General features: G+C 41.3%; 21 protein-coding genes and 2 tRNA genes. 13 read left to right on the forward strand and 10 right to left on the reverse strand.

The window, feature by feature from the left end; translation table 11 throughout:
* The first annotated feature begins 4 nt into the window (after positions 1-4).
* Positions 5-802: an HAD family hydrolase gene (locus tag L4C32_RS01955; RefSeq protein ID WP_428195174.1), complete on the forward strand. Its 798-nt coding sequence runs from the start codon at positions 5-7 to the stop codon at positions 800-802.
* A 44-nt stretch (positions 803-846) separates the two neighbouring features.
* Here the strand turns inward: L4C32_RS01955 and phnE (L4C32_RS01960) are convergent, their stop codons facing one another.
* The 6 genes from phnE (L4C32_RS01960) to L4C32_RS01985 all read right to left on the reverse strand — a co-directional run bounded on the left by phnE (L4C32_RS01960) (position 847) and on the right by L4C32_RS01985 (position 7,706).
* Positions 847-1,650 carry a phosphonate ABC transporter, permease protein PhnE gene (gene phnE / locus L4C32_RS01960; protein ID WP_428195175.1) on the reverse strand — a complete coding sequence of 268 codons (804 nt, stop codon included), beginning with the start codon at positions 1,648-1,650 and terminating at the stop codon, positions 847-849.
* A complete protein-coding gene (phnE, locus tag L4C32_RS01965) occupies positions 1,650-2,444 on the reverse strand; it encodes a phosphonate ABC transporter, permease protein PhnE (protein ID WP_428195176.1) in 795 nt (264 codons plus the stop codon). The genes phnE (L4C32_RS01960) and phnE (L4C32_RS01965) overlap by 1 nt, the downstream gene beginning before the upstream one ends.
* Positions 2,432-3,202, reverse strand: coding sequence for a phosphonate ABC transporter ATP-binding protein (phnC, locus tag L4C32_RS01970; RefSeq protein WP_428195177.1), 771 nt, complete (start codon positions 3,200-3,202; stop codon positions 2,432-2,434). The genes phnE (L4C32_RS01965) and phnC overlap by 13 nt, the downstream gene beginning before the upstream one ends.
* Positions 3,203-3,269: 67 nt before the next feature.
* Positions 3,270-4,316: a phosphate/phosphite/phosphonate ABC transporter substrate-binding protein gene (gene phnD, locus L4C32_RS01975; protein ID WP_428195178.1), complete on the reverse strand. Its 1,047-nt coding sequence runs from the start codon at positions 4,314-4,316 to the stop codon at positions 3,270-3,272.
* A 173-nt stretch (positions 4,317-4,489) separates the two neighbouring features.
* A complete protein-coding gene (locus L4C32_RS01980; protein ID WP_428195179.1) occupies positions 4,490-5,860 on the reverse strand; it encodes a sigma-54-dependent transcriptional regulator in 1,371 nt (456 codons plus the stop codon).
* Positions 5,853-7,706 (reverse strand): ATP-binding protein, encoded by a 1,854-nt coding sequence (locus L4C32_RS01985; protein WP_428195180.1) that lies wholly within the window; start codon positions 7,704-7,706, stop codon positions 5,853-5,855. The genes L4C32_RS01980 and L4C32_RS01985 overlap by 8 nt, the downstream gene beginning before the upstream one ends.
* A 254-nt stretch (positions 7,707-7,960) precedes the next feature.
* Here L4C32_RS01985 and L4C32_RS01990 point away from each other — a divergent pair.
* The 4 genes from L4C32_RS01990 to L4C32_RS02005 all read left to right on the forward strand — a co-directional run bounded on the left by L4C32_RS01990 (position 7,961) and on the right by L4C32_RS02005 (position 8,742).
* Positions 7,961-8,037: transfer RNA gene (locus tag L4C32_RS01990), tRNA-Val, on the forward strand.
* A gap of 21 nt (positions 8,038-8,058) precedes the next feature.
* Positions 8,059-8,135: transfer RNA gene (locus L4C32_RS01995), tRNA-Val, on the forward strand.
* Positions 8,136-8,194: 59 nt separating this feature from the next.
* A complete protein-coding gene (locus L4C32_RS02000; protein ID WP_428195181.1) occupies positions 8,195-8,422 on the forward strand; it encodes a glutaredoxin family protein in 228 nt (75 codons plus the stop codon).
* 188 nt (positions 8,423-8,610) lie between these two features.
* Entirely contained in the window at positions 8,611-8,742 is a 132-nt protein-coding gene (locus tag L4C32_RS02005) for a hypothetical protein (RefSeq protein ID WP_428195182.1), read from the forward strand.
* A 33-nt stretch (positions 8,743-8,775) separates the two neighbouring features.
* On the opposite strand, the gene L4C32_RS02010 is transcribed toward L4C32_RS02005, so the two are convergent.
* Both L4C32_RS02010 and L4C32_RS02015 read right to left on the reverse strand, forming a co-directional pair.
* Positions 8,776-9,372: a GNAT family N-acetyltransferase gene (locus L4C32_RS02010; RefSeq protein WP_428195183.1), complete on the reverse strand. Its 597-nt coding sequence runs from the start codon at positions 9,370-9,372 to the stop codon at positions 8,776-8,778.
* 8 nt (positions 9,373-9,380) lie between these two features.
* The gene (locus tag L4C32_RS02015) at positions 9,381-10,253 is read right to left on the reverse strand and encodes an NAD(P)-dependent oxidoreductase (RefSeq protein ID WP_428195184.1); all 873 of its coding nucleotides are present in this window, start codon (positions 10,251-10,253) and stop codon (positions 9,381-9,383) included.
* Positions 10,254-10,439: 186 nt separating this feature from the next.
* On the opposite strand from L4C32_RS02015, the gene L4C32_RS02020 reads away from it, so the two are divergent.
* The 8 genes from L4C32_RS02020 (at position 10,440) to L4C32_RS02055 (ending at position 22,103) form a co-directional block, all read left to right on the forward strand.
* Positions 10,440-15,125, forward strand: a complete 4,686-nt coding sequence (locus tag L4C32_RS02020) for a response regulator (protein WP_428195185.1) — start codon at positions 10,440-10,442, stop codon at positions 15,123-15,125.
* Between the two features lie 3 nt (positions 15,126-15,128).
* On the forward strand, positions 15,129-16,247 hold the full coding sequence (locus L4C32_RS02025; protein ID WP_428195186.1) for an HD domain-containing phosphohydrolase: 1,119 nt from the start codon (positions 15,129-15,131) through the stop codon (positions 16,245-16,247).
* A gap of 120 nt (positions 16,248-16,367) precedes the next feature.
* Positions 16,368-17,675 carry an extracellular solute-binding protein gene (locus L4C32_RS02030; RefSeq protein ID WP_428195289.1) on the forward strand — a complete coding sequence of 436 codons (1,308 nt, stop codon included), beginning with the start codon at positions 16,368-16,370 and terminating at the stop codon, positions 17,673-17,675.
* 70 nt (positions 17,676-17,745) lie between these two features.
* A complete protein-coding gene (locus L4C32_RS02035) occupies positions 17,746-18,627 on the forward strand; it encodes an ABC transporter permease subunit (RefSeq protein WP_428195187.1) in 882 nt (293 codons plus the stop codon).
* A gap of 9 nt (positions 18,628-18,636) precedes the next feature.
* Complete coding sequence (gene ugpE, locus L4C32_RS02040; RefSeq protein ID WP_428195188.1) at positions 18,637-19,479, forward strand: sn-glycerol-3-phosphate ABC transporter permease UgpE; 843 nt, start codon at positions 18,637-18,639, stop codon at positions 19,477-19,479.
* A gap of 28 nt (positions 19,480-19,507) precedes the next feature.
* Positions 19,508-20,605: a sn-glycerol-3-phosphate ABC transporter ATP-binding protein UgpC gene (gene ugpC, locus L4C32_RS02045; RefSeq protein WP_428195290.1), complete on the forward strand. Its 1,098-nt coding sequence runs from the start codon at positions 19,508-19,510 to the stop codon at positions 20,603-20,605.
* Between the two features lie 21 nt (positions 20,606-20,626).
* A complete protein-coding gene (locus tag L4C32_RS02050) occupies positions 20,627-21,394 on the forward strand; it encodes a DeoR/GlpR family DNA-binding transcription regulator (protein WP_428195189.1) in 768 nt (255 codons plus the stop codon).
* A 1-nt stretch (position 21,395) separates the two neighbouring features.
* Complete coding sequence (locus L4C32_RS02055) at positions 21,396-22,103, forward strand: glycerophosphoryl diester phosphodiesterase (RefSeq protein WP_428195190.1); 708 nt, start codon at positions 21,396-21,398, stop codon at positions 22,101-22,103.
* A gap of 64 nt (positions 22,104-22,167) precedes the next feature.
* Here L4C32_RS02055 and choV read toward each other — a convergent pair whose 3' ends face one another.
* Complete coding sequence (gene choV / locus L4C32_RS02060) at positions 22,168-23,346, reverse strand: choline ABC transporter ATP-binding protein (protein ID WP_428195191.1); 1,179 nt, start codon at positions 23,344-23,346, stop codon at positions 22,168-22,170.
* Between the two features lie 2 nt (positions 23,347-23,348).
* Positions 23,349-24,197 carry a choline ABC transporter permease subunit gene (gene choW, locus L4C32_RS02065; RefSeq protein ID WP_428195192.1) on the reverse strand — a complete coding sequence of 283 codons (849 nt, stop codon included), beginning with the start codon at positions 24,195-24,197 and terminating at the stop codon, positions 23,349-23,351.
* Positions 24,198-24,212: the final 15 nt, after the last annotated feature.

A 24,212-nucleotide genomic window follows, 5' to 3' on the forward strand; every position in this document is an offset into this window, starting at 1 on the left:
GTGTATGCCGCAATTACACCAATTACCAAGTGACGAATTAAGTAAGGATTGGTCTAAAGTCCAGATTGTATTAACCGATGTCGATGATACATTGACCTGTGACGGACAGTTACCGCCTGATACTTTACATGCCTTAGCGCAGTTGCAAGAGGCGGGAATTCTCGTCTACGCCGTTACTGGTGCTTGTGCAGGTTGGTGTGATCACATTGCACAACTCTGGCCTGTTGATGGGGTTCTAGGCGAGAATGGCGCCTTTTTGCTAACCAAAGTGGATGGACACTTAACGGTGTCATCCTCTGTTCCACTAGCGACCATTCGTGAACAGCAACAAAAGTTAAAGTTACAAGTTTGTTCTATTCTAGAGTCATACCCTGATCTCTCTTTGACATTAGACCAATCGTATCGCCTCTGTGAAGTGGCTATTGACATAGGACAGAACTGCCCCAAAGTTCAACCTCAAATCGTTGCTGAAGTGATGGAAGAAATTCATGCGCTTGGAGCAAATGCGACAGCCAGCTCTATTCATATTAATGCTTGGTATGGCATCCACTCTAAGAAAAATGCGTCACTGGCTTTATTAAGTGACTTAGGGTTTGATGAGCAATCTATACAACAAGCTGTCTGTTATGTGGGGGACTCCCTCAATGACCAGCAGATGTTTAATTACTTAGATCTCTCAGTCGGAGTGTCGAACATTGTCCATTATTGGGATCAGCTACAATATCACCCTGCCGTAGTTATGCAGGCGTCTGGTGGATACGGTTTTGCAGAATTTAGTCGGAAGTTACTTGCCCTAAAATAAAAAAGGGCCGAATAATTCGGCCCTTTTACTTTTTGGTCACCTTGTTATATCAATCGTTTTCGAATTTGAATAACAATCGCTTCTGCAATAATCACTATCGCGAATATGCTTAATAGTACCATTGCCACTTTCTGCCATTCAAACAGATTTTGTGCGTCATTGAGTACCACGCCGATCCCGCCTGCGCCGACTAAACCGAGTACTGCGGATTCTCGAACGTTAATGTCCCAACGGAATAGAACAATGGAGTAAAATGCAGGCATCACTTGTGGCCAATAACCTTTGATTAATATACTGCCCTTTGAAGCGCCTGTCGCTTTTAACGCCTCAATGGTTCCCATATTCACCTCAGTTAACGCTTCTGACAGTAATTTACCTACAAAACCAACGCTTCGAATCGCGATGGCCATAATGCCAGCCAGCACTCCTGGACCAAATAGTGCAATAAACAGTAAGGCCCATACTAATGAGTTTACCGAACGTGTTGCTACCAAAAAGAATTGTGAAATCCAATTGATGGTGAGGCTTGGGGTAATATTGGGTGTATTTAATAGGGCCAATGGTACCGCAATAACCAAGGTAAACAGTGTTCCTAATGTCGCAATGTGTAGGGTTTCAATAAGCGCGTCATGAATGCTAATCGGATAAAAACCATAATCAATGGGTGTCATCCGATGAAACATATCCATCAACTGCTCTGGTGCGTCATATAAAAATTCCGGAATCACTTCGACTGTCTGCCATGACCAGACGAGTGACATAACCATAACGAGATATACGGCGTATCGAGATAGCTTTTCAGTAAAGGTAAATCGTTGCCAATCAAGATCCATACTTGTTGTTGTCATTAGAAGATCCTTCTTACTACATTAGACAGAAACTCACCCACAAGAATAAGCGCAATAATGGTCAATAAAATCGCCGCAACAAAGTCATAATCGAAACGTTGGAACGCAGAGAAGAGTGTCCCCCCTAACCCACCAGCACCAACGATGCCAACCATGGTCGAGTTACGTAGGTTAGAGTCTAATTGGTAACTGGAAAAACCAATAAATCGAGTAAACACCTGCGGCATAACGGCATATAAAATAACGCTCATGAAGCTGGCACCAGTGGCACGAATAGCTTCAACAGGTTTTAGAGAGATCTCTTCTATCGCTTCGGCAAATAATTTGGCAATAAACCCAATTGAAGCAAATATAAGGGTTAATATCCCCGCTAGCGCACCAAAACCAACCGCTTTCACGAAGATAATAGCGATAATCACTGGGTGAAACGAACGGCATAAAGCGATCAAAATTCGAATAGGGCCGGTGACAACCAAAGGCATCATGTTTCGAGCCGCCAGTAAACCAAGAAAGAGCGAAATAAGGATACCAAAAAAGCTCGAAATGATGGCGATTTGTAAGCTTTCAGCAAGTCCACTTACTAACAGACTGCTGCGAGAAAAATCAGGTGGGAACATTCTCGAAAGTAGACGTTCACTCTCACCAAAGCCAATCACGATACGGTCCAATGATAGGCCTAGCGAACTGAAGCTATAGAAAAGGTAGCCAATAATCAGAATGGTAATACTGCGATTCAGCAGAGATGGTTTAAAAGGCGAAATAGGCACTTTTTTTGATTCGGTTAATCCAACCATGACTCGCCCCCGTAAATCACTTTAAGATCTTCTTCTGAGATATCATCCGGGCTGCCATCATAATGGATTTTTCCGTTACACATTCCAATTACTCGTTTTGCATAACGTTTGGCAAGGTTCACATCGTGAATGTTAACCAATACTGGGATATCGTTTCTCTGAGCAAATGTCTCCATCAACTCCATAATTTCAACGGCTGTTTTAGGATCCAGCGATGACGTAGGTTCGTCCGCTAAAAGAATATAAGGGTTTTGCATCACTGCACGAGCAATCCCAACACGTTGCCTCTGCCCACCAGATAAACTGTCCGCTCTTTGGTTAGCAAATTCAGATAAACCAACCAGCTCAAGCAGTTCAAATGCTTGTTTCAGATCTTTTTGCCGATAGTTTCTACGCCACGCATCCCATGATGACATATACCCTAAACGCCCACTGAGTACATTTTCAAGTACAGTCAGTCGTTCAACCAAATTGTACTCTTGAAACACCATACCTATGTGTCTGCGAAGCTTACGAAGTGCCGTGCCTTTTACTTTGGTTAAATCTGCTCCGTCGAAGTGGATCTCTCCTGACGTAGGGTCGTTAAGGCGGTTAATACATTTGAGTAAGGTACTTTTTCCTGTACCTGATGGGCCAATTATGGCCACAATTCCAGGCTCACTAATTTCAATATTAATGCCTTTTAATACCGGTTTACCCGTAATATATTCATGATGTAGGTCATTAATTTGAATTGCATTAGAACTTATAGCCGTCATTGATCATTCCTTTTATCGAACAAGAAGAGTGATGCCTACCCAGTATGTAGGTAGGCATTAATCGGTGTTAACCTTGTGTTTTATTTGCTTCAGCGGCTAGTGCAGCCGCTTTCTTCTTGGCTCGTTTAGCTGCATCTTTCTCGGCAAGCTTTTTCAGACCTGTTTTTGTGTACGCAGTGCCAGTTGCATGGGCAATATCACGAATCACTCCCCACTCTTCTTTGTAAGTGATTGGAGCAAAACGGTCTGCACCTTTAAACGTTGCACTCATCTCTGGAGTAAAACGATAGGTTGAGAATGCCTCACGGATCTTTGCCGCAAGTTCAGGTTTAAGGTCGTGTGAGTAACCAAAGGCCGATGTTGGGAACCTCGGGCTACGGTAGATAATGTTTAGATTACTGTCATCGACACGCTTGGCATCCACCATTCTGTCATAAACATCTGATGCAACTGGCGCGGCATCGTAATCTCCGTTGTAAACTCCTAAGATAGATTGGTCGTGTTTACCAGAGTAAAGGACTTTGTAGTCAGTGTCTGGGGTAATGCCTTCTGCTGGAAACAGTGCGCGAGGTGCTAAGTTACCAGAGTTTGAAGAGGCAGAAGTATGGGCTACTTTTTTACCTTTAAGATCAGACATTGACTGAACCTGACCATCCTTTCTCGCAATCGTAATCAAGTTATAGCCTTGGAAGCCCTCTTCCGTTCCCTTAACCGCAATCGGTACATAACCGGCAAGGTTCACCGCATAACCTGTAGGTCCAGTTGAGAAACCAGCAACATGAAGACGTCCAGAACGCATTGCTTCTACTTGTGCAGAGTTAGAGTGGACGGTGTAATAAATAACGCGTTTACCCGTTACCTTGCTTAGATGCGCTTGAAAATCGGCAAACGCATCTTTGTATACTGCTGGGTCTTCAACTGGGGTATAGGTAAAGACTAAAGTGCTTGGATCACGCCACTGTTCTGGATCCTTTGGTGTATCCGCGACTAAATCGTTATTTTCATCACAGTACCTTTCATCGAGTACCCCTCTATTAGAACAATCATCGGCTTGCGCCATTGCTGGAATTGAAAGAGCACCAGCGAGCAGTAATCCTTTTGATACGTTATTCATTACATTTCCTTATTGTTATATTTATGTTAACTCAATTCTGTAATAGCAAATGCTAAGCCAAGAATTTAAACTACATATAAACAATAAGTTAACTATCTCATGGTTCGTTTACTTGCTGTAATGAGTCATTATTGTCACTCTTAACTCTTTACTGATGGGTCATATATGTCCTATCAGGTTTTCACTTCGCGATAATCGTATCGGTTAATGTTGTGTTTTTTTAATTTCCTGTAGAGTGTTTTTCGAGGTAAATTGAGTTTTTCCAGTGTGGCATTGATGCTGCCATTGCTGCTCACTAGTGCTTCAGTTAATAACTCTCTTTCATAACATTCCATCTGTTTTTCAAAATCAAAATCACTGTCTGTCGTTTGATTGATTGTCATCGGGACTTGAAGATTAAATCCATCACCAACAATACCAAGTACAAAACGGTCAGCCACGTTTCTTAATTCACGAATATTGCCAGGCCAGGGATGTCGATTCAGCTGCAAAATTTGTTCTGGATGAATTTTGGGTGGGGTTGTTTTGTACTTCTGGCAAGCTTTATGAACAAAAAATCGAAACAGCGGTTGAATATCTTCAATCCTATGATGCAATTTAGGAAGATTGATACAGGCGACATTTAACCGATAAAAGAGATCTTTTCGAAACCTTCCTTCGTCACTTAATGTTGATAAATTAGATTTACTGGCCGCTATTACTACAAATTTAACCGGAATTAATTGGTTACCTCCAACCCGTTCTACAACGCGTTCTTGCAGTACTCTTAACAATTTAATCTGGATTGAGATCGGCATACTTTCAATTTCATCAAGAAACAGTGTGCCACCGTTGGCTTGCTCAATTTTACCGATTCTCTTCTTATTCGCACTGGTGAAGGACCCTGCTTCGTGCCCAAATAATTCGCTCTCAATGATGCTCTCAGTCATGCCACCACAGTTGATGGCGACAAAGGGTTTATCTACACGATCACTAAATTGGTGAAGCGCATTAGCGATGACCTCCTTTCCCGTTCCTGTATCACCATTAATGATGGTATCGACCCCCGTTTTTGCAAGAAGCAAGATTTGGGAACGTATACTTTCTAATACGGTGGAGTCCCCAATGATCACCTCCTCAATGGTCTCTCGGCTTGGGGTAGCGTCGTGAGAGTGTTGTAACTCAAAAGCACGCTGCTCCAGTGCCGTATTTAATTTATTAACCAATATATGTGGGTCCATTGGTTTTTCTAAAAAATCAAATGCGCCAATTTTCATGGCTTGAATTGCCATTGGGATATCACCATGACCACTCATTAAGATGACAGGAGTACCTGGGACGCGTTTATGGATTGAATCTAACAGAGTTAATCCATTAATGGAGGGCATTTTTACGTCACTAAGTATCACTTCACAGCTTCCAGGTCTTAATGATTTCAGTGCTTGTTTCGCATCCAGGAACGCATTAACAGTGAACCCCTCTAATTCGAGCATTTCACTGAGTGCGTCAACTACATCAGATTCATCATCGATGAGGACAACATTGGTTAGTTCTGATCTATTCACTGCTTATTCCTTTCAGTTTTTTCAACCCAATGGTAAAGGTAGTCCATTGATTTGGCTGCGATCTTGCCGATAAACTTCCGTCAAAATCTTTCATAATATTAAACGCAATAGAGAGCCCTAACCCGAGCCCTTTACCGACCGTTTTTTGTGTGTAAAAAGGGTCAAATATGTATGGTAACGCTTCGGAGATAATCCCTTTTCCATTGTCTTTAACTAAGATATACAAGTGTTCAGTATCGCTCTCTACAAGAATGCTAATATCTGGCTCTTCTTGTCCTTCAACGGCATCGAGTGCATTACTCAATACATTAACGATCACCTGCTCAAGTCTAATGGCATTCGCGAGGACAAATTGATGAGATCTTCCTGTGTACTCGATCACCACATCACTCATTTCGATTCTGGTTTCAAGAAGTGCCAGTGCTTCTAAAATAACCGAGTCGATATCAACCGGTTCTAATTTCCCATCAGATTTTCTAGAGAATGCTTTAAGGTGCTTAATAATAATGGCTGTTTTATCGACCAGTTTACCAATCTTATCGAGGTTGGTTTGTGCCTTATCCATATTCTCTTTTTGTATCCAAATTGAAGCACTTCTAAGATGGCTATTAATGGCGGTGAGGGGTTGGCTTATCTCATGAGTAATTCCGACACTTAACTCTCCGAGTGCCGCTAGCTTTCCTGCTTGTATCAGTTCATTTTGTGTGGCAATTAATTGTTGATTAGTGCGTTCAACAGTAACGGCAGTTTGTTGGAAAAAGTCGACGTCTTTGGCCATCTCAGTGATCTCGTCTCGACCTTTAATGCTTATTGATGTATTGAGGTTACCTGATGAAATGGAACGCATGCTGAGTTGTAAATCGCGAACTCTTTGTAAAATATTTTTTTTAACATAAAACCATGAGAGCAAAGCCGCGGTAAATAGACTTAAGAAGGCAATCAAAAGTGACAACGTATTGTTATTGGCCAGCTCTTTCTCTGTATCACTGATCGACGCGTCAATATCCTGGTTGACTCTGGAGGCGTAACTCTCGATCTGTACGGCTAATTGATGAAGATGGGAGCGACTGTTTTCCAGTAAGTATTTTTCTTGATAACTAAGATCGAGCAGTTGATTTTTAAGTTCAAACAGTCGCCCTTTTCGAGAGGTGAGTTTGATGATTAATGAGAGCTGTTGGTGAAGATCGACGTAGCGGTTGGAGAGTTGGCCCTGCTGCCAGAACAACCACCAGTTATTGCCCAGCTCTTCCAATCGTAATATTGTGATATCAAGTTCGTTATAACTTGAGTCGTTGTACAGTTTCTCTGCTAAGCCAGATTGATAATAGAGCAACGTACGTAAATAGTTATAATCGATGATTTTTTTTGTTTCACTGGGTAAATTAGCGAGTTGTTTATCTGTCTCTATGAGCAATGGAAAAAGACCATCAAGCAGGTCTCTAAATTCATTAGCTAAGGCTTGAGATTTTACTTCATTGGCATAAAGCAAACTTAGGCTATTACTTATCTGTGTGATGAGTTCTAAAAAATAGTGGTTATATTCAGGGAACTTAACCATGATCTGCTTCATCGTATCGATCGACGTGTTAATCTTGCCCATCGCGTTATTACGTTCTAAATTTGATTCAGCAGAGATCAATATCGCGGAGGTAGCGATAATGATTCTACCTGTATCATTCAGACGAGCTGCCGCTTTGAGAGCAACCATATCCCCTTGATAGATTTCGTTTAACCTATTGCGTGTTTCTGTAAAAGTAGAAAACGACACACTAGCGACTAGTATTGTCGATAACGCTAGCACACCAAAAGCGAGCACAAGTCGTACCCCAATCCCAGTCCAAATCATAAAACCAACACAACAATAACCTTGATATAAATTCAGTTACTTATTTATAACATTATTAGTTGTTGTGGGAAATCATATGCTCAGTCAATGTGTAGATTTGAGTGTTGAATGGTTGAATCTTTCATTCTTAGTAAAACACGCTCAGAAAATCAGCAAACAGTCGTAAATATTCAAAAAATAGTATGTTTCTACTTGCACAGCCCATCGTTGATGGTTAATATTCGTTTCGCTTTCAACGAAAGCAGATAAAGAAAGCTCGCTTAGCTCAGTTGGTTAGAGTACTTGCATGACATGCAAGGTGTCACTGGTTCGAGTCCAGTAGCGAGCACCATTTTATTGCCCGGAACAATTTGCTCGCTTAGCTCAGTTGGTTAGAGTACTTGCATGACATGCAAGGTGTCACTGGTTCGAGTCCAGTAGCGAGCACCAAATTTTAAAAGCCTGTAATTAACGTTACAGGCTTTTTTCGTTAGATTTGAGAGAAGATAATGAAACGTATTGTTTTGTATGTATCTGATAAATGTGTGCACTGTAAAGCCGCACAACAATATTTAGACTCTAAAAAGATCCCCTACCGTTTAACAGATGCGAAAACTCAACGTGGTAGGAAAGAGTTACAGGCTATTGGCGCTAAAGGTGTTCCCGTATTTAAGATCGGTGATCAGTATCTGTTTGGGTTCGATATTAAGTCATTTGATAAAATGTTCAAAAGTTAACAAATAAGTGACCTATTGATAATTCAGTGACTTCCAATTACAAATATCACCCAACAATTACGCTTTGTTGACTCATATCAACAAACGTTAACATAACCACTACATATCTTACCGCATTTGAGCTATATCAATAAAGTATCTATCAACTTCGCTATATTACAAAAAAATCAACAACAAAGGATATAGCTATGTTTGGAATTGACCCTTACTCTTTTGAAACTGTACTACCTAGTGTTCTTTTAATTGCTGCGATTACAGGTGTAATGACATGGGCTTTCTTTAAAGTTCGTCATTTAATGAAGCAACCACCACAAGAGTAATTAAATAAACATCTAGCGCCAGTTTGTCACTCTTTACTGCTTAAGTTTGTAGTGTAAACTCTTTTTCACGACTGGCCACTCACTGTTTATTATTGAAAAAACAACAGTATCCCGATACCCACCATCGGGATCTTGTTGATGATTCCGCAATACCCCATCCTGCTTTGCCCCCAACCTTGCTATCGCCGTCCGTGACGCATGGTTATGCCAATGTGTTCTAAATTCAACGGCAATAACACCAAGTATTTCGAAAGCATACTGTAACATTACGCTTTTACATTGTGTGTTCACTGAAGAGCGTTGATGACTTTTTCCATACCACGTATAGCCAATTTCAACCCGTCTGTTGTTTTGAACGATATGACAAAATCGAGTGGAACCGATGACCTTATTGGTAATGGAATCAATCACCACAAAAGGAAGCGATGTTCCATTATGTTGCTGTAACAATGCGTCATTTATGTAGGCTTCTATTGACCTGTCATTCGGAACACTGGTAAACCAAAGAGAAGATAAATTGCCGTCTTTTTCTGCTTCGATTAAGCCATTCATATGATCAAGTGTTAGAGGGACTAACCGAATTGAAGCCCCCACTAATTCACAAGGTAGTAACCACTGCTGAACCTCCATGTTTGCCCCTATTGTGTTAACTTTTTAATCAGTACAGAGGTATCCATTCTGCCAAATCCCTCCTCTTGCAATGATCGATATTGATTATCGACATACTCAGTGATTGGCATTGTTAACTGGTGTTTTTTTGCTTCAGTTAAACAGATATCTAGGTCTTTTCTCATCCAATCGATCGCAAAACCAAAATCAAATTTACCTTGTGACATTGTCACAGAACGATTCTCCATTTGCCAAGAACCAGCCGCACCATGCTTTAACGTATCCACCACCTGTTCAATATCTAGCCCTGACTGTTGGGCTAATGTTATTGCTTCGCTCAACCCCTGTAGCAGACCTGCAATACAGACTTGATTGACCATTTTACAACGTTGACCCTGTCCGTTTTCTCCTAACAATGTACTCTGTTTGGCGTAGGTATCAATAATGGGTTTAACACGTTCAAATACACCTTGATCACCACCACACATGACGGTTAACAGTCCATTTTCTGCGCCTGCTTGACCACCAGACACTGGAGCATCAATAAAATCCACCTGTTTCTGCGTACAAGCTTGCGCTAATTCCACGGCAAGTGTGGCTGAGGTCGTTGTATGATCAACCACCACACTGCCCGCTTTCGTGCCAGCAAGCACGCCATCATCGCCATATACAACACTTCTCACATCTTCGTCATTGCCGACACAAATAAAGATCACATCAGCGTGCATCGCCGAATCACGAGGGGTTTTGGCATACTCACCGTGAAAGGTTTCTTGCCACTCAACTGCACGTGTAGTTGTCCGATTGTATACAGAGGTTTCATAACCTTTACGCTGTAGATGACCAGCCATAGGGAAACCCATAACGCCCAGGCCAATAAACGCAACCTTGATCTTACTCATTATCTACTCCTATCAATTCAATGATGTTGTTTGGATTACTCTACCTCGTAGGTTAGTTATATGTCACTAACGAGTTGAAATTTATTGTGTATCACATGGCATTTTGTTCGATTCGTTCTAGTCTTAAAGATGAAATGTCTGTTGCATTTCTCATTCTGTTGCTGGTTAGGTGAGTTGGATTCCTTTATGAAAAAAATGAGTAACGTAGTCTCTTTGTTTTTTCTACTTGTTTCGTTATTTACCTTTGCAAATGCTCATGCGACGGAAAACATGGCTTTTCTGACCTCAGAAGAACGTGATTGGTTAAAAAATCACCGGACAATACGCATTGGTATTGATCCTCACTTCCCACCCTATGAATTTGTTGATGATTTAGGGAACTACACGGGTATGACATCTAACTATCTACAATTGATAGAAAAACGTTTAGGAATAACTTTCGAACGCAAAAAAGGAATTACTTGGGATCAGGCTCTATCTATGCTTGCTAATGAAAAGTTAGATATGCTACCAGCCATTATTAGTACCCCTCAGCGTGAAAAATATTATGAATTCACCAAGCCCTACATCATCATGCCCTATGTCATTGTTACCCGGAGTAATTATAGCCATATAGACAGCTTGCATGACTTTTATGGTAAACGTTTTGTCTTGGTATCGGGTTATTCGTATAACAATCAAATTATTACCAATTACCCTAACTTACAGACATACTTAGTAAATACACCATTGGAGGCTCTTAAAAAGATTGCGACAGGTTCAGCCGATGGCATGGCGATTAATCTCGGTGTCGCCAACTATTTAATTCAAAAATATAACCTTACTAATCTTGGCATATCTGCTGAATTAGGGATGGGCGATGGAAACCTTAGTATGGCCGTGCGAAAAGACTGGCCTATTTTCAAATCAATCATGAACAAAACCTTGGCATCAATAACTCATGAAGAGAAATCTAAAATCAGTAATCAATGGGTGAATCGAAAGGAAGAATCAAATGAGCAAAAACAGTACATAACATCACAACTTAACACTAGTATTCAAATAAGTGTGGCAGTTGTGATTCTGATTACTCTATTGGGGCTCTTATTTCGTTTACTTAGAGTCTCATCTAAAGATCCCCTTAGTCATAAATTTCGAAAATATGCGGCGATCACTGTTTGTCTTTTAGTTGGGTTGGTGATCGCTGTCACCATGTTTTCGCTCTCAATGATCAAGGAGTCTTTAACTGAAGAGCGTAAGATTTCTCTACAAACAATCATGGATACAGTGACATTAAGTTTAGACCATTGGCAAAAGACAAAAATAGTTTCAATTAATCATTTGGTTGAAAAAAGAGAAGTGGTTAACTTAGCGAGAAAATTGGTTGATTCAGAACCAAACAATAGACTCTCTTTTGAATTAGCTAGTCTGAGAATGAAAAAAGAACATGCATTTTCACACCTATCAACAGGGGTTAATAATTACATTTTGCTTGATCGTAAACTTCAACCGATTGCATCCTTAGATGGTACGCGTGATGCATTAACACGTGATCCTTTTGCTGAATATACTCAATTATTAAATAGAGCTCTCAAAGATAATGTCGTGTTTATTCCACCATTTAATATCAAATCATCAAAAGAGCCTGTGCATTTCTTTGTTGCACCTATTAAGAATAGTCGGGGTGATGTCATCGCCCTTTTAGCACGACAAGAAGACCCAAACACTTTTTTCACGCAACTTCTCAGTTTTAGTCAAACCTTATCTAGAGACACTTACGCTTTCGACCGATATGGTCATATGCTTTCTAACAGTTTGTTCTCTAACCAACTTAGAGATCTCGGTTTATTACAACCAGGTCAAAGCACAATTCATAATATTAGAATTAGAGACCCAGGTGGCAACCTGTTAGAAGGACACGAAAGTGATCGGCTCTCAAGTCATTGGCCTTTAACGACTATGGTTCAGAGTGCCACAACCATAGGCAATGGAAGTAATTATACCGGTTACCGAGATTACCGTGGGGTGCCAGTGATAGGAATATGGATATGGCACAAAGGGTTAGATATCGGTATTGGTACTGAGGTTAATGTTAATGATGTCATGAGCAGTTATTACGCCGCTCGCCACACCCTGTTTACGGGCTTAGGTATAACCTTGATTGTGACCTTGGCTGCAGGTGTTATCGCTAGTGTTATTGGTGAGCGAGCCGTACGGGTATTAAACCGATCAAAATTAGAGTTGGAGGAGATGATTACTGAACGGACTAAGGATCTGGCCTTGAGTGAACGAAAGATGTCATTGATTGTTGAGAACGCAGCGGATGGCATTCTCGTATTTAACAGTGACGGGTTAATTGTTAATTTCAGTCGTCAAGCAGAAGAGATATATGGCTACTCTCACACAGAGATCGTTGGTTGTGAATTTATTAGACTGTTAGCTTCCCCATACAAAGAGCAGTATCAGCACTACTTAACACTATGTCACTCCGAAGGTAAACCATTTGAGTCTCATATTGATAGAGAAATTATTGGGATAAGACGAGACAAAACTGCTTTTCCAATTGATGTGGCCATTGGTTTTACCACTGAAGGAGGAGAAACTACATACACTGCCATCATCAGAGATATTACCAACAGAAAGAAAGCCTCGGAAGAGCTCGAACGAGCCAAAGACGAAGCGGAAGCAGCGACCCAAGCGAAATCCAACTTCCTTGCTAACATGAGCCATGAAATTCGTACCCCAATGAATGCCATCATTGGTATGTCCCACCTTGCGTTGGGTACTGATCTTGATACCAAACAACGAAACTATATTACCAAAGTACATCGCGCCGCCAATACCCTGCTCGGTATCATTAATGACATCCTGGATTTTTCTAAAATTGAAGCGGGAAAATTAACTATAGAACACATCCCTTTTTATCTTGAAGACGTGTTAGATAATGTAGCGATTCTGATCAGTCACGCCGTCGAAGATAAAAACGTAGAACTCCTATTTGATATTGATGATTCTGTTCCTCTCGCAATAATTGGCGACCCTTTACGTATTGGCCAGGTATTGATCAATTTGTGTAACAATGCTGTCAAATTCACTGAAAATGGTGAAGTGATTGTGGGTATTAAGGCAGACATCATTGATCCTGGCTCGGCACAATTTACCATTTCAGTCCGTGATACTGGTATTGGTATGACCGAAGAGCAAACATCGAAACTCTTTCAGTCATTCAGTCAGGCAGACAGTTCTACTACTAGAAAATATGGTGGCACAGGTCTAGGTTTATCAATTTCTCAAAAGTTATGCGCCCTGATGGGGGGAGATATTTGGGTTGAAAGTACGCCTGACGTTGGCAGTACGTTTTACGTTGTTGTACAGCTTGGTTTGCAAAAGACTCCAGTGACAAGAACATCAATAAAGAATGTTAATACAGATGATCTTAAGGTGTTGATTGTTGACGATAACCTAACAGCATTGCACATATTAAGTACACTGCTCGGCAATCTGGGCGTCAAAGCCGATGAAGCATCCAGTGGGCTTATGGCCGTTGAAATGGTGAATGGTTGTGAACAGAGTCAGCCTTATGACATCGTACTCATTGATTGGAATATGCCAGAGCTCAACGGTATAGAAAGCATTAAATTGTTCCCTGAACGATTCCGCTCTGCATCCTGCCCTGTGATAATGGTGACTTCATACGGAAAGAGTGAAGCATTAACTGAAGCAAAAGCTCATAAAATTGATATTCAATATGTGTTGAGTAAACCTGTCACGTCACTTAAGTTGCAAAATACGATTAGCGAAGTTGTTAACCGTTCAGAAAAGGAAAGTAATAACACAACAACTCCTTCATATATAAAGAGCACATCACAACACTATTCGCACAACTTGCACCTTCTGTTGGTTGAAGACAATGAACTCAATCAAGAAGTCGCATCAGGATTACTTTCGAATCTCGGTATTACTTTTACCATTGCCAGTGACGGGCAACAAGCACTGGATTGCCTTAATTCCGATGAAATATTTGATGGCATATTGATGGATATTCAAATGCCAGTGATGGATGGATTTACCGCCACGGCTAAGATTCGTGAGCAGGATAGATTTAAGGATATTCCGATCATTGCCATGACAGCTAATGCCATGTTGGGGGATATTGAAAAGAGTCTCGCTGCGGGTATGAATGATCAGATATCAAAACCCATTAACCCCGAAGCAATGGCCACGACCCTTCGTAAGTGGTTCGAAACGACAATAGCCGGTGAAGTGTTTACCAAGACTCTGATTCAAGACGTTGATGCTGGGCTAACACTTACTGCTATCGACATAAAGTTAGGGTTAACCCACCTTGCTAACAGTGAAGCCGCCTATTTAAAACTGCTACAGAAGTTTCCTTCTCACCATCAACAAGATGTCGAACAGATTCGCCATGCGCTATCTAATGAAATGAGTGAAGATGCCTTGCGATACGCTCACACACTAAAAGGTATTGGGTCTACGATTGGGGCAACTGTATTGGGTAGTATTGCAGCCAATATAGAGAATGCTATTACGACTAACGACACACACGAACTTGAACGCTTACTTCCACTGTTAGAAGGTGAATTAAATAAGGTGATTGAAGAGATTGAATCCATTAAACCGCAGCCGCAAATAACGAATCAATCAATTGAACCTATAATTAATGAAGATTTTGAGCAACAAATAGATAGGTTAATGACTTTCTTATCACAATTTAATTCTGAAGCAGAGCAGGTAACCACCAACTTACTCAAACAGTACCCTGAAGGTGATATCCATGTGATATTGCTTAAGATTTTAAAATCCCTAGAAAAATATGACTTTGAAGCAGCACTGGTGGCGGCAGAGAAACTTAAATCGATCAAAAAAGAGTAACGTATGACTCAGATTGAAAAGAAGATTTTAGCGGTTGACGATACTGCAGAAAATTTAGATGTACTCAAAGAGATGCTCTCAACTGACTACACGCTTTTAATGACGACGAAACCACAATTGGCAATGACGATTGCGCAATCTCAGCAGCCAGATCTTATTCTGTTGGATATTATGATGCCTGAAATAGATGGTTATCAAGTGTGTAGTTTACTTAAAGATAACCCGCTGACAGCCCATATTCCGATCATTTTCCTCACTGCCAAAGCTGAGATCGATGATGAAGCGAAGGGCCTTACTTTAGGGGCTGTGGATTATATTACCAAACCCGTTTGTGCACCTATCCTCCACGCTCGAATCGGTACTCAAATCACCTTAAAAAAAGCGCAAGATACGTTAAAAGACCACAATGCGCAGCTTGAAGAGAAAATAGCAGAGCGAACCAGGGAAATAGACGCGGTACGTGACGTTACTATGGTCGCAATGGGCTCATTAGCTGAATCTCGAGATAACGATACCGGCGCTCATATTCGACGAACCCAAAATTACGTAAAGTTGTTGGCTGAAAAACTGTCGACTCGAGACAAATTCAAACAACACTTAACCCCAGAATCAATCAAGCTTCTTTATAAATCGGCACCACTACATGATATTGGTAAAGTGGGTATACCAGATAAGATCTTGCTAAAACCCGGTAAATTAACCGAAGAAGAATTTGAAATCATGAAGACCCATACAACAATTGGTCGTGACGCAATTGAGCAAGCAGAAACACTATTAAAAAAACAGAATATTAAACACTCTTTTTTGACTTTTGCGAAAGAGATAGCTGGCAGCCATCAAGAAAAATGGGATGGGAGTGGCTACCCTGAAGGGTTAAAAGGGGATGAGATACCGATATCGGCTCGAATCATGGCGATCGCCGATGTATATGATGCTCTCAATTGTAAACGTATCTATAAAGAAGCCTTTGAACATGACAAAGTGGTTAAAATATTGATCGAAGGTAAAGGCAGCCACTTTGATCCTGAGATGATTGATACTTTCTTAGAACATCTATCAGAATTTAGGCGTATCGCTATTAAATTTGCTGATCAACCGAATGATGTCAAAACCCTAGAATAAATAGTTCATCGTTTCGTCATTGATAAGAAACATAATTGTCACACAACCAGATCACTATAGCTTCAAACGAAACAACCTACGTCTCGTTCGAAACTAACCATCATTAACAAGGAATCTATGATGAATAAGATCTGGTTATCAGCTCTGCTTACTGCAACTATTTCAGGTACAAGCTTCGCGGCAAATGACCCATCTGCAACGGAAGTTACATGGTGGCACGCCATGGGTGGTCAGTTAGGTGAAACGGTGAATAAGATCGCAACCGATTTTAACGCTTCACAAACTGAATACAGAGTCACTCCTGTTTATAAAGGATCGTATACTGAGACATTGACAGCGGGTATTGCTGCCTTTCGAGCGAATGAAGCCCCCAATATTTTGCAAGTGTTTGACGCCGGTGCTGCCACCATCATGAATGTTCCCGGTGTAGCCAAGCCAGTCCAAGATATTCTTGTCGAGTCTGGTTATCAGTTTGATTCAAAAAGCTACCTCGCTGGCGTACGTAACTTCTACGCTGATAGTAAAGGTAAAATGGTTGGTATGCCATTTAATAGCTCAACACCTGTTCTCTATTTTAACAAAAACATTTTAGATAAAGTTGGTGCTGAAGCACCCAAAACCTATGAGCAATTAGAAACCTTAGCAGCCAAACTAAAATCAAAAGGCTACGTCACTTTTTCACAATCACATACACCGTGGATAATGTTTGAAAATTTCAAATCTCGTCACAATCTTCAGTTAGCTAACAACAACAATGGCTTTGATAAATTGTCGTCGAAACTGATGTTTAATAGTGACGATATGGTAATGCACTTTAGTAAGCTTAAAGAGTGGTCTGAGAAAGGGTATTACAAATATTATGGCAGTGATTGGGATGCAAACCAAACGCCCTTTGAGCGTCAAGAAGTTGCGATGTGGATGGGGTCATCAGGTTCATTCGGTGGATTACGTAACCGAGTTAAGTTTGAACTGGGTACCACCTATCTACCCTACTGGGAATCCGTCAATCCTGATGCAGGGTTAACCTTTATTGGTGGGGCGGCATTGTTCGCATTAGATGGCAAGCCAAAAGCCGAACAGCAAGGTGTTGCAGCTTTCTTTAATTATCTTACCAAGCCTGAAACACAGATGTACTGGCATAAAACAACGGGGTATGTTCCTGTAACTAATGCGGCGTATGACATGACGAAAAAATCGGGTTACTACAATCAACAACCCGATGCTGAAGTCGGTGTTAAGCAGCTTAGTCTAGCATCTGGTGAGTGGACAAAAGGCTACCGTCTTGGGTTCTATCCTCAAATTAGAGAAGTGATGCACAGAGAGTTTGATAATATTTTTGCTGGTCGTTCATCTGTTGAAAGTAGCTTAGATAAGGTAGAAGAGGAAAGCGAACAGTTACTTAAACGTTTTGCTCGTACCATTAAATAGCGACACTTTTACATTTAGCGCCTCACACCTGTTGGGGCGCTCTTTCTGTGCATCATCAATAGGGATTATTGTGGAACGTCGTCAACAATTTTTTCACTCTCCGCTGCCATATTTTTTTCTGGCTCCGCAAATTGTGATCATCGCTATCTTCTTTTTCTACCCAGCAATTAAGGCAGTTTATCTCTCTTTTATGCTTGAAGACCCATGGGGCATGTCTTCAACGTTTGTCGCATTTGAAAACTATCAGATGCTATTTAGTTCTAGTGACTATTGGCAATCGGTTAGTTTTACTCTCTTCTTTGCAGTCGCCGTTACGCTGTTATCCCTGTCCATTGCACTGCTATTAGCGGTTAAAGCGGATAATATTATCCATGGTCAGAGTGCTTACAAAATCACCCTCACTTGGGTATATGCGGTAGCTCCAGCTGTCGCAGGCATTATCGGTGGATTTTTGTTTAATCCGCATATAGGGATGTTAACCGATTTTTTTGCCCTATTGGGTTGGACATTTAGTTTACAAACGGACCCTGTCGACGCCACTTTTGCACTTATTTTAGTTTCAGTGTGGAAGCAGGTGTCTGTCAATTTTGTCTATTTTTTGGCTGGCCTTCAATCTATCTCATATGCGGTGAAAGAGGCATCTATGCTTGACTGTGTCAGTGATAACAAGCGATTTTGGACCATCACCTTTCCACTGTTAGCACCGACGGGCTTTTTCCTATTAGTGATTAACTTAACCTATTCATTTTTCGATACGTTTGGTGTTATCGACACCATGACATCGGGTGGCCCTGGTGGGGCAACTACGTCATTAGTTTACAAGGTCTATCGTGATGGGTTTGTTGGTGCTGACCTTGGTGGCAGTTCAGCGCAATCGGTCGTGTTACTGATTTTGGTTCTTACCTTAACCTTCATCCAATTTCGATTTGTTGAAAAACGTATCCATTACTAGGAGTAACAAGTGAAAAGTAATCGATTCTCTGACCACCTGATTTTGATTCTTGGTGCCCTGTTTATGTTGGTGCCTATTTGGTTGATCTTTGCCAGTTCAACTCATAGTCCAAATACCATTGTGAGTGATGGGTTACAGTGGCTTCCGGGAGAACATTTTGTTGATATTTACTCTGAAGCGTGGAATAAAAGTTTTGGCTTTAGCGGTGGTGTGACCGCAAAATCTATGATCATAAACTCAATGGTCATGGGGTTAGGCTTTGCTATCGGAAAGATTATCGTCTCGATGTTAGCCGCGTACGCTTTAGTCTATTTCCGTCTACCGTTTGCCTCGGTCTGGTTCTGGCTCATTTTTGTCACGTTACTGCTTCCTTTAGAGGTGCGCATCATCCCCTCGTATGAAGTGGTCTCTAGCCTTGGCATGTTAAACAGCTATTCAGGACTTATTCTACCGTTGATTGCATCTGCAACCGCCACTTTTTTCTTTCGTCAGTTTTTTAAAACCATACCGGATGAGCTGTTAGAAGCGGCGCAACTTGATAATGCAGGCCCTATTCGATTCTTATTCGATATTCTATTACCGCTCTCAAAAACCATGATTTCGGCGATCTTTATCATTATGTTTGTTGTGGGATGGAATCAGTATTTATGGCCCATCATGATGACCACAGACGAGAGCTACAACACTATTGTCATGGGCATCAAACAGATTCTCAACAACATTAATGAAACCAATATTCCCCGTTATGACTATGCATTTGCCATGGTAATCCTCGCGATGTTACCTCCCGTTTTGGTGGTGGTGTTATTTCAGCGTTGGTTTGTTAAAGGATTAGTTGAAAGTGAAAAATAATACAGTACGCACCATTAAGGAAGAGACAATGTTAGACATTAAGCAATTGGTAAAAACCTATGAGAATGGTCACCAAGCGGTGAAAGGCGTGAACTTATCGATAAAAGAGAGCGAGTTTCTGGTGTTAGTCGGGCCCTCTGGGTGTGGAAAGTCTTCCATTTTACGTTCAATCGCTGGGCTTGAAAGCATTACATCAGGCGAAATTCACTTAGCAGGACGAAGAGTCGATACAATCAAACCAGCTTTACGTGACATTGCAATGGTGTTTCAAAACTATGCCCTCTACCCGCATATGAGTGTTTACGATAATTTAGCTTATGGCCTTAAAAATAGAGGTACTGACAAAGCGACTATTGCGAGTAAAATCGCAAAAGTCGCAAAGACGTTAAAAATCGAAGAGTACTTAGAGAGAAAACCAGCAAAACTGTCGGGAGGGCAAAGGCAGCGTGTGGCGATGGGCCGCGCGATCGTTCGAGATCCGCAACTTTTCCTATTTGACGAACCCTTGTCAAATTTAGATGCTGCACTTCGTGCGCACATGCGATTAGAGATAAAAAAGCTGCAACGTGAATTGGGCGTAACCAGTGTGTATGTGACTCACGATCAAGTTGAAGCCATGACGTTAGCAGATCGTATTGTCGTTTTGAATCAGGGTGAAATTGAACAAGTGGGTACCCCTTCTGAAGTGTACCATCAACCAGCAAGTCAATTTGTCGCCGGCTTTATTGGTAGCCCTGCCATGAACTTTATTGATGCCGTCATTGAAAATGGATATTTGACCGTAGGCGATCAACAAATTTACCTGCCTGAGTACTCACATCTAACGCCACAACAAATAACGTTAGGCATACGCCCTGAACATGCGGAAATACAATCGACTGACCGCGTCCCCCTATCTAATGCATTGACGATAAAGCTTGGAATACATGCAGTAGAACCATTGGGCCCGAATCAATTAGTGCATGGTAACGTGGATACCCATTCCTTTACCTCAGTGACCCCTGAAATGTACATCGACACGTCTCACCCTTTACTTTTACAGGTTCAGAGCGAAAATTTGCATCTGTTTTCGGTACAAGGCCAGAGACTACCATCAGAATCGTCGGTTATTAGTGCTATTGCGTAATCACAATAATTTGGAGGTAAAGTGAGCTTATCATCACGTCAAAAGTTAATTCTTAATTACTTACAACAGTCTCATGGTGTGTTATCAAGTTCATTGTTGTCTAAACGGTTTTCGATTTCAGTACAGACGATTAGAAAGGACATGAATGAACTAAGTGACAAAGGTATGGTACGTCGTGTACATGGCGGAATTTCTCTGCCCAGTGCCAATGATAATCTCTCGTTTGCAAATCGTGAATTGATCAATTTATCCGCTAAACAACGGATTGCAGAAACAGTGGTTGCCGATCTTCCTGAAGGAACTAGTCTGTTCTTAGGGATAGGAACAACGCCAAAACATGTTGCTCAAGCGCTACTGGATCACCCAGGGTTGACCGTTGTTACCAACAATATTAATGCTGCGTTGATGCTCAGTCGTAATCCAAATATTACGATACATCTTGCTGGTGGTTTGGTTCGTTCATCAGACGAAGATACTGTAGGTGAAGCCACTACCGATTTCTATCGTCAATTTAATATTAAGATAGGTATATTTGGGGTCGGCGCTTTAGGATATAACGGACAGCTACACGATTTTACCCCTGAAGAGGCGAGTTTATCCAGAGCTATCATTAATCAAAGTCAACAATCTTGGTTAGTGGCCGATAAAACAAAATTAGGTCGTTATGCCCCCATAGTCAGTGGTAAGCTACACGAAATCACCCGTTTTATTATTGATGAATCTACTGATCAGATAGACGCGTTATGCCATGCAAATAACGTCGATCTGGTCATAGCGAATAGAGGTTAACATGTCACCACTTATTGTCGGCCATCGTGGCGTTTCAGGTACTTTTCCTGAGAATACGACAAGCAGCATAAAACAAGCAATATCGTTAGGGTTACGTTGGGTTGAGGTTGATATTCAACCCGCCAAAGATGGCACGTTAGTTGTGTGTCATGACCATACGGTTGACCGCTGCAGCAATGGTTTAGGACGAGTTGACTCCTTTACTTTGTCGCAACTTAAACAACTTGATTTTGGTTCGTGGTTTTCCGATGAGTTTATTGGTGAATCCATCCTGACCCTAGATGAGCTACTTCAGTTATCTATAGAACATGATCTCAATGTAAATATTGAAATTAAAGTTGATCAGCATGATGCCAACCAAGTTGTTAAGCAGTTAAACCAGCAGCTTGCACAATCAGATATCCCGAGTGATTGTGTCATCTTATCGAGTTTCAGCCAGGACATCATGCGTGTGTTACACCAACATTGTCCAGGCTACCGGTTAAGTGTAATTTCAGAAACGGTAACCGATTCCGTTCACCAATTACTCGAAGAGATAAATGCTTTTGGTTGCCACCTTAACTATCAGCATATAAACAAAGAGCAGCTAAAGTCGTTAAAGAATAAAGGCTATCAAGTCTGGTGTTACACGGTAAATCGTGTAGACACCTTTCCTCTGCTTAACCACGTTGATGCTATCTTTACGGATTACCCAGAACGATTTTTATAAAATCCAAAAGCCTTCGCCATTAATATCGGCGAAGGTACTCTCTTCTCAAATAGCGGTCACGTGTTTAGAAGTGTTTACCTAGCAGGGCATGATAAAAATCGTTATCCGATAATACGCCCTCTAGACGACCATCGGTTCCCAACATCACTGGTTGGCCAGTTCGATAACGAATCTCTAACGCTTCACGCATTGAAATATCCGGAGTAGCCATAAGGAGTTGACCTTTCTGCAGTGACTCTAAGCAGTCACCTTCATTCCAGCAGTCCCAGATTATTGCTTGGTTATCTCGAGTTACCGCGATGACATCGTCCGCGTTATTCAAAATGATAAAGGTGTTATCATTTTGATTAAGCACTTTTTTATCCGCTTGCTGTTCAAGACTTTTGGTATTGGTCATTAATGAACGCCCACGCAGTACGTTTAATGGGTTTGTATGAGCAACAAAGTCTTTTACATACTGAGAGTTAGGTTTTAAGACAATGTCTTCGGGTTTGCCATGTTGAATCAAACGACCTGACTCCATAATGGCAATGTTATTACCAATTTTAAGTGCTTCATCCAAATCATGACTTACAAAGACAATCGTCTTATTAAGTTGCCGCTGAAGCTCAAGAAGTTCATCTTGCAGCTGACTACGAATCAATGGGTCAAGTGCTGAAAATGGCTCATCCATTAGTAATATATCACTGTCCATCGTAAACGCACGAGCCAAACCAACACGCTGTTGCATTCCACCCGACAGTTCATGAGGTAGCATATGTTTCCACTCTGCTAACCCTACCATCTCAAGCTTTTCCAATGCACGCTTGCGGCGCTCTGTTTTGTTTATACCTTGCATTTCAAGTCCAAATGCCGCGTTATCTAATACTGACAACCATGGCATTAGCGCAAACTTTTGAAACACCATTGAGATGCGGTTAGTACGAAGATGACGCAACGAAATCTTATCGCAATTGGCAAGATCGATGGTGTCATCACCATCTTCAATCGTTAGTGAGCCACGGCTGACAGTATTCAAACCGTTAATGGCGCGTAAAAGACTCGATTTTCCTGAACCAGATAGGCCCATTAATACACAAATTTCGCCTTTTTTAATGTCCAAACTAACATCGTGTACACCTACTACATCACCCGTGGTATCAATAATCTCCTGACGACTTTTTCCTTCATCAAGTAGAGCTAATGATTGCACCGTTTTTTGGCCAAATATAACATCAAGATTTTTAATACTAATTGCACTCATTGTTATCCCTCTCTGCTCTGACTGGCTGGTGTTTTACACAAACGGTCTAAAATAATGGCAACCAGCACAATGGCAAGACCCGCCTCAAAACCTTGAGAAATATTGACGGTATTTAATGCTCGCACTACAGGTTTACCGAGGCCATCGGCACCCACTAGGGCGGCGATAACGACCATGGAGAGTGACAACATAATGCACTGAGTAATACCCGCCATAATGTTTGGCATTGCCGCCGGAAGCTCAACTTTGAATAACAACTTTATTCGATTGGCTCCAAATGCTCGACCGGCCTCAACCAGCTCTTCTGGTACGCGACTGATGCCTAAATAGGTTAGGCGGATTGGAGCGGCAATGGCAAAAATAATGGTCGAAATCAGCCCTGGAACGACCCCTAAACCAAACAACACCAAAGTAGGAATTAGGTATACAAAAGTGGGTATGGTTTGCATAAGGTCCAAAATTGGCCTTAGTATGGTATATAACCAAGGTTTATGTGCTGCAAGAATCCCAATGGGTACACCGATTAATACGGAAATTGATGTTGCAGCCAGTACCAGAATAAAGGTCTCTAGCATCTCTTCCCAATATCCTAAGTTCATAATTAATAGAAGTGATGCCACCACAAATATGACTAATGAGATATTACGATGAAGAAACCATGCCAACAGTGCAGTTGTCGCAATCGGAACGGCAGGTGGAAACCATTTGAAAAGCTCGATTAAAAACATAATCATCGTTTCAAGTGTGTACGAGATCGAGTCAAAAAATCCGGCAGCGTTAAAGGTTAGCCAATCAACAAAGTTGGCCATCCAATCACCTAGTGGGATTTTGTGCTCAGTAATAAAGTCCACTGTTACTCCTTAAGG

It is taken from the genome of Aliivibrio kagoshimensis (genome assembly GCF_050337105.1).
Classification (GTDB): Bacteria; Pseudomonadota; Gammaproteobacteria; order Enterobacterales; family Vibrionaceae; genus Aliivibrio_A; species Aliivibrio_A kagoshimensis.